Annotated in this window: 7 protein-coding genes and 1 pseudogene; 3 read left to right on the top strand and 5 right to left on the bottom strand. The window is 66.2% G+C overall.

The features are described from left to right. Window positions 1-3: 3 nt before the first annotated feature. Window positions 4-2,097 (bottom strand): TonB-dependent receptor, encoded by a 2,094-nt coding sequence (locus tag Q8Q88_RS21165; RefSeq protein WP_305677166.1) that lies wholly within the window; start codon window positions 2,095-2,097, stop codon window positions 4-6. Window positions 2,098-2,263: 166 nt separating this feature from the next. Beyond that, complete coding sequence (locus Q8Q88_RS21160) at window positions 2,264-3,496, bottom strand: aminotransferase class V-fold PLP-dependent enzyme (protein WP_305677165.1); 1,233 nt, start codon at window positions 3,494-3,496, stop codon at window positions 2,264-2,266. A gap of 416 nt (window positions 3,497-3,912) precedes the next feature. Here Q8Q88_RS21160 and Q8Q88_RS21155 point away from each other — a divergent pair, with 416 nt between their 5' ends. Then, a complete protein-coding gene (locus tag Q8Q88_RS21155; protein ID WP_371129893.1) occupies window positions 3,913-4,752 on the top strand; it encodes an SDR family NAD(P)-dependent oxidoreductase in 840 nt (279 codons plus the stop codon). Here Q8Q88_RS21155 and Q8Q88_RS21150 read toward each other — a convergent pair. Beyond that, window positions 4,736-6,949: a N,N-dimethylformamidase beta subunit family domain-containing protein gene (locus Q8Q88_RS21150; protein WP_305677163.1), complete on the bottom strand. Its 2,214-nt coding sequence runs from the start codon at window positions 6,947-6,949 to the stop codon at window positions 4,736-4,738. The two genes, Q8Q88_RS21155 and Q8Q88_RS21150, sit on opposite strands and share 17 nt — an antisense overlap. A gap of 229 nt (window positions 6,950-7,178) precedes the next feature. On the opposite strand from Q8Q88_RS21150, the gene Q8Q88_RS21145 reads away from it, so the two are divergent. Both Q8Q88_RS21145 and Q8Q88_RS21140 read left to right on the top strand, forming a co-directional pair. Beyond that, complete coding sequence (locus Q8Q88_RS21145; RefSeq protein WP_305677162.1) at window positions 7,179-9,392, top strand: TonB-dependent receptor; 2,214 nt, start codon at window positions 7,179-7,181, stop codon at window positions 9,390-9,392. A 59-nt stretch (window positions 9,393-9,451) separates the two neighbouring features. Then, complete coding sequence (locus Q8Q88_RS21140) at window positions 9,452-10,798, top strand: MFS transporter (RefSeq protein ID WP_305677161.1); 1,347 nt, start codon at window positions 9,452-9,454, stop codon at window positions 10,796-10,798. 56 nt (window positions 10,799-10,854) lie between these two features. Here Q8Q88_RS21140 and Q8Q88_RS21135 read toward each other — a convergent pair. Together Q8Q88_RS21135 and Q8Q88_RS21130 are read right to left on the bottom strand one after the other, a co-directional pair. Then, window positions 10,855-10,935: pseudogene (locus Q8Q88_RS21135) on the bottom strand (succinate dehydrogenase iron-sulfur subunit); the annotation flags it as partial. Between the two features lie 21 nt (window positions 10,936-10,956). Beyond that, on the bottom strand, window positions 10,957-11,742 hold the full coding sequence (locus tag Q8Q88_RS21130; RefSeq protein ID WP_305677160.1) for an AraC family transcriptional regulator: 786 nt from the start codon (window positions 11,740-11,742) through the stop codon (window positions 10,957-10,959). Window positions 11,743-11,758 lie beyond the last annotated feature (16 nt).

Below are 11,758 nucleotides of genomic sequence, written 5' to 3'. Positions count from 1 at the left end.
CCGTCACCAGCGGTAGCTGACGCTCGCCGCGATCCATCGCGGCGGCGCGTAGGCGTCGAGGCCGATGCTCAGCGAGCTGATATCGTTCGAATACTGCCGGTACTCGGTGTCGAACAGGTTCTTGACGAACACGGCCGCCTCCCACTGCCCGTCGTCGGTCACATAGGCTAGGCGGCTGTTGACGACAGTATAGGCCGGTTCCTCGGTGACGGGCGGGTTCAGCACATAGAAGTTGAAGTGGCTGGAATAGGTGGCGTCCGCCTGGATGGACACCTGGCCGCCGAACATCGGCCAACTGTACCGCACAAGGCCGTTCAGGCCGAGGTCGGCCAGCATCGGCATGCGTCGGTCGACGACCCGGCCAGACGGCAGGGTGACGTCCTTCACCTTGCCCTCGAGGTGCGAGAGGCCAACGCTGATGTCGAGCCCCGGGATCGGGTTGGCCGCCAGTTCGATTTCGACGCCGTCGATCGTGGCGTCGCGATTGGCGATCGTGGTCGACAGCACGACCAGGAAGAAGGCTTGGTAGTCCTTGTAGTCGTAGTGGAACGCCGAGGCGTTCAACCGCGCCCGGCCGTCAAAGAACTCACTCTTCAGGCCGACCTCGTAGGCGGTCAGCACCTCCTGGTCGTGCGCCAGTGTGGCGACGTTGACCGGCAGGAAGCCCGGCGCGGAGAAGCCGCCGGCCTTGGTGCCGCGACTGACGCTGGCATAGGCCATCACATCGTCGCGGATGCGCCAGTCGATCTCGGCCTTCGCAGACACGTTTTCCCAGGTCTTGTCGGCAAGGCCGGGGAAGAGGCGATCATTGAAGTCCAGCATGCCGCCAAAGCTGTCGCGCAGGCTGTAGTCCATCTCCTTGCGGTCGCGGGTGTAGCGCAGGCCGCCGATCAGGGTGACGTCGTCGCGGAGATCGTACTCAGCCTGACCAAACGCGGCGAGCGAATGGGTTTTGAGCTGGAAGTTGATGGCCGAGACAAAGGGCGGATTGAATAGCGTCGCCAGGGGCGCCGACTGGAAGTTCTTGGTGTCGATTTCAAGCGCATAGGCGCCGAGCACCCAGCGGAACCGGCCGCCATCGTCCGACAGACGGAGCTCCTGGGAGTACTGATCCAGGTTCTGGTCCGTCGCGTACAGCAGCAGGCTGTTGGGCGAAGCGTCGCTGTCGCTCCCGAACCGCTTTTCGAGGTGGAGGTAGTCGCTGATCGAGGTGAGCGTCAGCGAACCCAGGTCGAAGGTCGCCTTCAGCGTGGCGCCGGAGATGTCGCGCTTCAGGTAGCCGATTCGGTCGTGGGCCTGGTTCCAGGGGCTGTTCGACGGGTTGCGGTAGCCGAGGATGTCGCAGCCGTTGCAGGTGTTCCACGGGTTGGCGTTGAGCGGGACATCCTGCCCCAGGCCATCGGCGTTCGGGAATATCGCCCGGTGCGAATAGCCGCCGCTGGTGTCGTCGTTGTGGCTGGTGTGGACCTTCAGCAGCAAGTTGACGGCGTCGTTCGGCGTGAATTCGAGAAACAGTCGCGCGGCGTAGTCGTCGTTGGCGTTCAGGTCGGGTCCGATGCGGTTTTCCAACCAGCCCTCGTTGTGGGCATAGCCGAACGCCACCCGCGCTGAGACGTTGTCCGAGAGCGGGCCGCCAGCAGCGCCCTCGATGTTTCGCTGGTCGTAATCGCCGATCGTCGCGCGCAGGTAGCCGCTCGCGATGGGGCCGGGCTTGCGGCTGAGGTACTGCACCGCGCCACCGGTGGCGTTACGGCCGAACAGCGTGCCCTGGGGCCCGCGGAGCACCTCGACCCGGTCCACGTCGAACATCATGGTGTTCACGGCGCCTTGGGCGCTCACATAGGCCTCGTCCACGATGACTGCGATCGGCGGCTCGTAGTGATCCGAGAAGTCGTTCTGCGACACGCCACGTATGTTGAACACCGTCAGCGACGGCGAGAACGACAGCATCTTCATGCTGGGCGTCTGAGCTATGATGTCGGCCGTCGTCGTGAACCCCAGCCGCTCGATTTTCTGGGCCGAGATCGAGGTGATCGAGATGCCGACGTCCTGAAGATTCTGCTGCCGCTTCTGGGCGGTGACGATGACCTCGTCCATGACGACCGACTCGTTGGGTCTGGCCTGCGCGGAGGCTTGCGTAGCAAGCGTCAGCGCGGAAGCCGCGCCAAGCAGCGTCGAACGCAAGATGGAGTCCGCGCCGTCAAGGCGCGGTCTGCGGACTCGATTCAACATGCTTCACTCCCCTATGTATGGATGACATGGCCTAGTAGTTGAGTGCTTCCCGGTCGCTCAGGCCCGAAGCGCGGGCGAGGTCGACCACCTTGCGGAGGTCCCCGAGGAACGCCTCCAGGTGATGTGGCTCGGTCGCCGCGTCGATGGGCACGTTGATCAGCGGCGGCTCGGCCGAGCCGACCAGCATCCAGCCCAGCTTGGTCATCGCGGCCTTGATCGTCGCCAGGTCGAATTCGGTGGATTCGATGGCGATCGGCAGCAGGTCGTTGCGCCAGGCCTTGAGCCCAGGGATGGCATCCACGCCGTCCATCATCTGCTCACGCGTAGCCATCAGCTTGCGCGCAAGCTCGACGTAGCCGTCTTCGCCCAGGTAGCGCATCACGGCCCAGGCGGCGAAGATCGGCCCGGCCGTCCGCGTGCCCGCGAACCCGCGCATCGTGTACTGGCCGCCTGGCCAATCCGATGGGTGGACGTTGTGGTAACGCAGCAGGTCGCGCGAGCGCCAGAGCACCGTCGACGCGGGTTTCGGGCAGTAGCCCAACTTGTGCAGGTCGGCCGAGATCGACATGACGCCCGGATTCCGGAAGTCCCAGGTTGGGAATGCGTAGCCGAGCCGCTCGAGGAACGGCGCAAGATAGCCCCCAACGCAGGCGTCTGTGTGCATCCACAGGCCGCGCTCGTGGGCGACCGCGGCGATCTCGTCGATCGGGTCGTACAGGCCGTAGGGCCAGCAGGGCGCGGACGCGGCCATCCCGATGGTGTTCGGGGTGATCGCCGCGGTCATCGCCTCCACCGACCCGCGACGGTCGGGTCCAAGCGGCGTGCGAACCAGCTTAAGGTCGAAGTAGTGCGCGCCTTTGGAGAAGGCGGGGTGCAGCGAGTAGGGCGCCACGATCTCCGGGGCGGTGATGTGGGGATACTTCTCCCGGGCCCATTCCCGCATCGCGTGCAGCGCCGAGTAGATGCTCTCCGAACCGCCGCTGGTGAAGGTGCCGGTTGCGTCGGCGGGACCGTTGAACAGCCCGACGCACATCTCGATCACTTCATCCTCGAAGCGGCCCATCCACTCGGCGCGCAGGGACATCAGCCCGTTGTCGGACATGAACATCATGTAGGCCTCGGTCGCGACCGCCTGCACGTCGGCCGGTGGCCGGAACGCCCGGTTCCAATGCGCGCGCACATCGTCGACGAGCGCCGAGCTCAGGGCCGCCTGAATTTCCTCAAGAGGGCGGCCCGCTTTCGGAAGGCCCTTGGACGCGCTCATGCCGATTTCTTTCAATTTGACAGTATTTCACACGGAACTATCATTCCGATATGATATGCTGCTTAAATCGCGAAATTGGATAGGTCAAGCCCGGGGCGCCCACCGTCAGGGCGTTGTTGGAACTCCGAAGGTCGTCGTCGCCGTGCGGCGTCGCCTAGAGCATCCGGCTGTTGAGCTGAACCGAGTCCGCATTGGAAAGGCAAAGCCGTGAAAGAAAGCCGCGATTACAGGCGAGAAGCGGAGCACGTAGAGCAAATGGCAGAACAGATTTCGCTCGGCTCGGACAAGCAAGAGCTGCTGGCTCAAGCCCAGTCTCTGCGCCGGCGTGCGGAGGAAATGGACGTAGAGCCAGCTTCGCAACCAGCTCCGCCGCCGACCTGCGCCAGCCTGAGCGCCGAAAGCACTAGGCCCGAGCAATGCGATGTCAGCGCACCGAATGGTTTGTCAGGGATATTCGAATGAGCGGTTTTGGGCTGCGGGCCGACCTATCTGGGCAGACAAGCCTGATCACGGGATCCGGGCGCGGAATAGGTCGCGCGATCGCCCTGGCGTTTGCCCGGAGCGGGGCTCATGTCGTGTTGGCGACTCGTACGCCCAGCCATGGCGAGGAGGTGGTCGCCCTGATCCAGGAGGAGGGTGGCCAGGCCTCGCTGATGGTGACCGAGCTTGACGGGGAGGCTGAGATCGCGCGTCTCGTGACGGCGGCGACCGCCATCTCCGGCAGGTTGGAGAGCGTTGTCCACAACGCCGCGCACATCCCCGTGTCCCGGATCGGCGACATCCAGGAGGCCGACCTCGACCGCGCCATCGCCGTGAACCTCAAGGCGGGGATCTGGCTCGCCAAGGCCGCCGCGCCGGGAATGCGGGCCCTGGGGCGCGGCCGTCTCCTTTTCACCTCGTCGGTAACGGCCCAGAGGGCCTATCCGGGGTGCGCCGCCTATGCCGCGTCGAAGGCCGCTATCAACGGCTTCATTCGCGCCGCCGCGCTGGAGCTTGGGCCGGACGGGATCACCGTCAACGGCGTCGAGCCCGGGATCATCCGGACCGAGGCGATGGACAAGCACGCCATGTCGGCCGAGTTCGTCGCGGACATCGAGCGGCACATCCCGCTGCAACGGATGGGCCGGCCAGAGGAGATAGCCGACGCCATGCTGTTCCTGGCCAGCGACGCGGCGAGCTACGTCACGGGCCAGCTACTCGTCGTGGATGGCGGTACGATCCTCCCGGAGAACGGCGCGCTCATGGGGCTGGCCTGACCACCCCCGGCAGTGGACCGGGTGTCGCAAAGGCGCGCACGACGTTCTCGGTGATGCGGGCGACGTCGTTATCGTAACCCTTGTACGAAAGCCCGGAGCACCAGGCGATCGAGCCGACCGAGAAGACCGCTCCGTCGCGCGGCGTTTCGTAGAAGACCATGTCGGCCCGGACGCGGGGGCAGTTCGTGCCCCCGTGGTAGGGGGTCATTCCCTCGGTGTCCTCGATGGCGTTTTGGTAGCTGTCGTCCAGGCCGGTTGCGGAGGCCACGACGAGGGCGTGCGGCGGCGTACCCAGGTCGACATCGGCGCGGTCCACCTCGTAACCGGCGGCCCCATGGGCGGCCACCAGCACCGGGAAATCGCCGATCACTTCGTTCGTGACGCCGGCAAAGATGAAAGCCGCTCTGGGGTCACGGCTCGCCGGCGTGCGGCGATAGGGGGATCCCGCGCCAAAGCCCTGCGCGGCAAACCCCACGCCGACATAGCGCTGGGGAGCCCTTCCCCGATGACGCCAGAGGCCTCCCAGTTCGCCGGTCAGGCTGAGGTGGGCCTCGCCGGGTTCGGCCGTCCACGAGCGGGTCCCGTGGTGACGGCGCATCTCGGCCAGCGCGCCGTCCTCGCTGAGGGCCGTGACCCAGTAGAGCCCGTTGCCCGATAGATAAACGAACCGCCCCCCGGCCTGCTGATAGGCCTCGAGGCCATCGAGCATGGAGCCGGTCCAGTACTCGGCGTGGGTGCCGGAGAGCACGACACTGAAGGGGGAAAGCGCTGCGGCCCCCTCTTGGTGTAGATCGTGGTCGGTCAGGACCTCGTAGGTGATTCCGCTCGCGTCGAGGAAATGCAGGATCGACAGGTCCGCGCCGAGCTGGTGGGCCGAGCCGTTGAGCATACTCCGGCCGTTCGGCCGCGCGTTCACCGGCATGGGGCGCAGCATGGTCGCCATGCAGACCCCGCTACCGTCAGAGTGCTTGTCGTACAGGCTCTTCAGGCCGTGCCGGCGCACATAGGCGCGTTCGTCGGGGCAGGAGGTGGTGTCCTGCAGCGGCGTTAGATCGGGCGGAAGCACCGAAGGGTCGAGCGCCGAATTCGCGTAGCACATGTAGCTGACCGTCGGGATCAGCACGGCCACCCTGGCGCGAGGACGGTCGGGCCGGCCCCGGACGACGAACGGCACATAGTCGGACTTGTCGCCCGCGGTCAGACGCGCGGCATAGACGCCGCTCTCGAGCTCGGGCGGCACGATAAACGCGAACGAAGGATCCCAATCGGCATCCGAGAGATCGTCGTCGTGGAAGTGTGCGGCGTTGTATTCCTCGGGCGCCTCCGCGGGCTGGGTGGTGCGGCCCGAGAACCGGTGGCCCGTGACCAGGCGGGTGGGACGGTTCACGGCTACGCCATGGAGACCGTTGCCCGAGCGGTCCGGGACCCCGACCCCGCCGCACTCGGCGGCGAAGTCCCAGCGGCCAAGGGCCGAGTCGGAGATCGCCCTGTCGTCGGCCGCCAGCCGGTCCAGTTCGACGTCGGACAAGGCGCGATCGAAGACGAGAGGCGCCGAGAGCTTGCCGTTGAATCCGCATGGTCCGTTTGCAGGGCCGACCCGTCGCCGCGCCAGGACGAGGCGGCGACCGGGGCCGGGAACCCAGCCGGACAGACTGTCCTTCGACGTGACCGTCGCCGCCACGCCCGGAGCGAACGCCCCGGCGTGGCGATAGAGCCTGACCCCGCCGTGGTCCACGGTCGCCGCGACGAACAGCCATTGCCGCGGCTCGACGGCGCCGGGGACCGTGACCCGGATATGGCCGGCCGGGGTCGAGGCCTCCAGTGTCAGTTGACCGTCCTCGAAGGCGACGCTCAGCGCGGACTCTCCCGCCGGATCGCCAAGCGCGAAGATGCACTGCCCGTCCCCTCCCGGGGTCGTGGGCCACACCCAGGCGGAAAGCGTTATGGCCTCCATCGCGGGCAGGTTGTCGATGCGCACATGGGATCCGGTGGGGAGGGGTTGGACTACGCCCTGGTGCTCGCCGTCGAAACTGGAGGGGACGCGTTCCGCAAGGAAGCCGGGTCCGTCCGGATGGCTGTCCCCGTGTCTCAACCGCACGAGTTCGGCGCGGTAGGTCGGCCGCTCAGCGCTTACGTGGAAGTGAAACCGGTCGCCGCTCGCGCCGCTCCATCGGTCGACGTAGCCCACTACATCCATGTTCGCAGCCGCCACGCCCTGCCTCCCGCGCAGTCCGCCGCCCGTCGCGGCTTGACACCAAAAGTAATAGGTTCATACATCATACTATCATATTGGCTCTTTCATAACTCATAATGTCGATATGGTCGCGGACGGTATCGGGCCGACGCGCGGAAGAGGGGGTCGACAGATGCCGAGGCTGATACGCAAACAAGATGCACGAGGGCGAGGCCGAGCCGCTTCCGCCGCCATGATCGCCGTGCTGATGAGTGGGGCCGCCACGTCGGCCCTTGCCCAGGCTGCGGCCGACGACACCCAGCTCGAGGAGGTCATCGTGACCGCTCAGAAGCGGGCCGAGAACCTCCAGGACGTGCCAATCTCGGTGTCGTCGTTCAGTGAGCGGCAGGTCCGTGACCTGGGCTTGGAGAAGCCCCTCGACGTGGGCTTTCAGGTGCCGGGTCTCGTGGCTAAGTCAGTGAACGGCGACAGTTCCCCGCTCTTCACGGTCCGCGGCATCGGCGTCACGGATTTCACGGTGGGCAACAACTCGCCAACAAGCATCTACGTCGACCAAGTCGTGAAGCCCTACTATCCGATGGTGAACTTCTCGCTGTTCGATGTCTCGCGCATCGAAGTGCTGAAGGGGCCGCAGGGCACGCTTTACGGCCGCAACAACACCGGCGGCGCGATCAAGTTCATCACCCGCCAGCCGACCTTCAGCAACAACGGCTTCCTCCGCGCCGACTACGGTCGCTTCGACACCCTGGAGCTGGAAGGCGCCTGGGGCGGCGCGCTCTCCGAGACCGTCGCCGTGCGGGTGGCGGGCATGACGCGGCAGCGCGGCACAGGCTGGCAGTATGACAACTTCCGCAAGGAGCGGAACGGTGAGATCGACCGGCTGGCCGGCCGCGTCAGCCTGCTCTGGAAACCATCGGAGGACTTCTCGGCGACGATCACGGCATACGCCGGGCGCAATCGCAGCGACGTGCCGCTGTTCAAGCTGGCGCCGCCCTTCATCCCGAACCCGGCCGGCGGCACGCCGCCGAACCGAACCATCACTGGGGTGTGCGCAGCCGCGCTGCGCGGTGACCGCGCCCGCGACGGTTCATGCGTGGATTCCTTTGGCCAGTTCGATCCCGACCCCAACAACCGGCACGTGAGCACCAACAACGTCCAGGGACAGGGCCTGCGGGAAGATGGCCAGGGCGGCGTCCTGACCCTCGAGTGGTCCACCGGCTTCGCCGACCTGACCTCGGTGACGGGCTACGACACCCAGGACCGCCAGGAGTTCCAGGACTTCGATGGAACGCCGAAGATCGGCACCGACAACAGCTTTACCCAGTCGTTCAACGCGTTTTCCCAGGAGCTCAGGATCGCGGCGAAGGAGGACTCGCCCATCAAGTGGATCGGCGGCCTCTTCTACAGCAAGGACAAGGTCGAAAACCTCCAGATCATCCGCAGCGACGACTCGTTCCCCGGCAATGGGGCGGTGATCACCAACATCGATTGGCTGATGCGCACCGAGTCGTTGGCGGCGTTCGGCCAGGTCGAGATTCCGATCTCCAGTATGCTCACCGCCGTCGGCGGCTTGCGCTACACCGAAGACACGCGCAGCTTCGTCGGCGGCACCACGCCGCGGCACGCGTTCTTCCCGACGGCGGTGGTCAACAACAAGACCAGCTTCGACAACTTCTCCGGCAAGGTGGGCCTCAACTTCAAGCCTTCCGAAGACCTGCTGATCTACGCGAGCGTAAGCAAGGGGTTCAAGGCAGGCGGCTTCAACGGTGGCTTCGCCACCACCCGGTTCGCCTATTCCCCCTATGGGCCCGAGACGCTTTATGCCTACGAGTTCGGCATCAAGTCGCAGCCCCTGCCGTCCCTGCGGCTGAACGCGGCGGCCTTCTTCTACAACTGGAAGGATTTCCAGGCGACCGTGACGCGGGTCGACCCGGCGTCCGGCTTCCCGACGCAGGTGCTCAGCAACGCCGGCAATGCCCATATCAAAGGCCTCGAGGCCGATCTGAACTGGCGGCCGGTCGCGGGGCTCAACATCGCGCTGAGCGCCGCCTACACCGATCCGAAGATCGTCTCCGGCATCTACGAGGGCCGCCTCATCGGCAACACGCCGAAGTACAGCCTTGGCGGGAACCTGCGCTACGAGACCCCCGTGGAGAGCATGGGCGGCTCGATTTACGGGTTCACTGACTTTAGCTACCGCAGCCGCTATGCGCTGCGGCTGGTGACCGCGACCACGCGGCCGCTCGTGTTCCAGGACGCATTCTGGCTGGCGAACGCCCGGATCGGCTATCGGACCGACGACGAGCGGATCGACGTCGCCGCGTACGTCAAGAACGTGTTCGACAATGAGTATCTGGTCGAGGTCTTCGACCAGGGCAGCCTCAACACACTCGACATCTATTCCGAGCCGCGCACCTACGGCGTCTCGCTCACCTACAAGTTCTGATCGACTTCAAGGGTCCGGCGCCGACATCCGGCGCCGGACCGACCTGGGAACCTGCCGACATGACCCACTCCGAGGGGCCGGCGGCCCAGACGGCCCGCCAGGGCTGGCGCGCCGTCATCATCCTGGCGATCGCCTACATCTTCTCATACATGGATCGCCAGATCCTCTCGCTGCTGATCGAGCCGATCCGCCACGATCTGCAGATATCGGACACCCAAATCAGCCTGCTGACGGGTCTCGCTTTTGCGATCTGCTACTCGACGACGGCGTTGCCCATGGGGCGGCTCGCCGACCTCGGCAACCGCCGCAACCTCATCGCGGCGGGCGTGCTGGTCTGGAGCGCCATGACCGCCGCCTGCGGCCTTGCCCAGAACTTCGCGCAGATGTTCGTCGCGCGCATGGGGGTGGGCGTCGGAGAGGCCGCGCTGCCCCCGGCCGCCTATTCGATGATCGCGGACTATTTCCCGCCTCAACGCCTGGCGCTGGCCATGAGCATCTTCGTGATCGGGGCGCCTTTGGGCGGCGGCTTGGCGCTGATCGCGGGCGGATCGCTGGTGGGGATCGTGGCGACGCTACCCGAAATCATGCTGGCCGGCGTGGCGGTGCGGCCCTGGCAACTCGTATTCCTCACGATCGGGGGCGCGGGCCTGGCGGTGAGTGCGCTGGTCTTGGCGATCCGGGAGCCGACGCGGGGTCGCCAGACGCTGGACATCGGCGGCGACCACCCCTCAGTGGCCGACGTCGCGCGACACATGTCCGCTCGGGCGCCGCTGTTCGCACCCCTGCTGATCGGCCTGTCGCTCGGAAACGTGTTCAACTACGGCTACATGGCGTGGCTGCCGACACTGTTCATCCGCGCGCATGGATGGACCCTGACCCAGGCGGGCCTGGGAGTCGGCACGCTGATCATGGCGTGCGGCTGCCTGGGCGCCGTCTGCGGGGGGCTGCTGGTGGGGCGGCTCTATCGGAACGGCCATCCGGACGCCTGCCTGCGCAGCACGATCCTGGGGGCGATGGTGTTGCTCCCGACCAGTGCGTTGGCCCCGCTGGTGGGGCCGCCCGGCTTGGCGCTGGCGTTGGCCGGGCCGGTCCTGTTCGCGATCTTCATGAACGCCGCCGTCTTCCCGACGCTGATCCAGATGGTGACCCCTGCGCCGATCCGCGGACAGGTCTCCGCGGCCTGCCTGCTCGTCACGAACTTGGCCGGTCTCGGACTCGGGCCCACGGCCTACGCCCTGACCGGCGACTACGTATTCGGCCAGCCGGAGGGGCTCCGGCTGGCTTTGTCCGTTGTCTCTGCAGCCCTGCTGGCCGTCACCTTGGTGTGCTATTGGCGCGCCCGGCCCCACTATCGGACAGAGGCGGCCGCTATTGCGCAGGAAGCGGAGGGGCGTCTCTCAGTTTGAATTTGGCTTGTTGAAGGTTGCCATAGCCGCCCTCAGCGGCAACGCGTCCCTACGGCCTAGACCACCCGGTCCACCAGCATCTTCTTGATCTCGGCGATGGCCTTGGCAGGGTTGAGGCCCTTCGGGCAGACCTGGGCCCTGGCCCTGCTGCATCCGCGTCATAAGCCGGCCGGTCGTTGCGCCGCATACTGCGCCGGCGTCCGGCCAACCATCGCCTTGAAGTCCTTGATGAAATGTGCCTGATCGAAGTAGCCCAGGCCCAGCGCGAACTGAGCCCAGTTCGGGGCTTCGTGGCCGGCGAGCTCGTCCAGCGCCTCATGCAGACGGTAGCGCTGGATCATCCACTTCGGGCTGATGCCGATGTACTGGTTGAACAGGCGCTGCAAGCCGCGCTTGCTGAGCCCGGATAAGGCGGCCAGGTCATCCACGCGTCGGAGTTCCCGGTCAGCAACCACGCGCGACACCAGGCGATCGATCAGAGCGACGTTTTCGTCGGGCATCGGCAAGCGTTCGCGCAGGAAACGTTCGGCCGCCACCATGCGCCACTCGTCCTCGTCGAGCGCAAGGATGGCCGCTTCCAGCGCCAGCCCTGCGTCGCCGAAGACCTCGGTCAGCGCCAGGCTGCGGTCGACCAGGTCCGACAGTGGCGCCATCCACAGCGGGAAAAAGCCGCCGGGACGGAACTTGATACCGAACACGCGGCCCTCGCCTTCGAGCACACGCGCAAAACGCCCGCTGTGAACGCCGCCGACCCGGCTGGCGCCACCGGCCTCGACGACCACATGCACCGACGGGTGCGGCAAGGTCTCGACCGTGCGCGCAGGCAGCCCGCGCAGATCCCAGCGCACCATCCAGAAATGCTCGACGAAAGCCGCCACGTCAGCGCAGGGCAGATACCGCCGGTGCTGCGCAGGGAACGCGGTCGCATCGGCCTGCTGGAGCAATCCCCTCGGCTTTCCG

The sequence above is a fragment of the Phenylobacterium sp. genome, assembly GCF_030697925.1.
Taxonomy (GTDB): domain Bacteria; phylum Pseudomonadota; class Alphaproteobacteria; order Caulobacterales; family Caulobacteraceae; genus Phenylobacterium.
This window is presented reverse-complemented; position numbering and strand designations above follow the sequence as displayed.

Coding starts and splice junctions, on each gene's coding strand:
- Q8Q88_RS21145 (WP_305677162.1), top strand. CDS start 7,179: ATGATCGCCGTGCTGATGAGTGGGGCCGCCACGTCGGCCCTTGCCCAG.
- Q8Q88_RS21160 (WP_305677165.1), bottom strand. CDS start 3,496: ATGAGCGCGTCCAAGGGCCTTCCGAAAGCGGGCCGCCCTCTTGAGGAA.
- Q8Q88_RS21140 (WP_305677161.1), top strand. CDS start 9,452: ATGACCCACTCCGAGGGGCCGGCGGCCCAGACGGCCCGCCAGGGCTGG.
- Q8Q88_RS21150 (WP_305677163.1), bottom strand. CDS start 6,949: ATGGATGTAGTGGGCTACGTCGACCGATGGAGCGGCGCGAGCGGCGAC.
- Q8Q88_RS21165 (WP_305677166.1), bottom strand. CDS start 2,097: ATGGACGAGGTCATCGTCACCGCCCAGAAGCGGCAGCAGAATCTTCAG.
- Q8Q88_RS21155 (WP_371129893.1), top strand. CDS start 3,913: ATGCGATGTCAGCGCACCGAATGGTTTGTCAGGGATATTCGAATGAGC.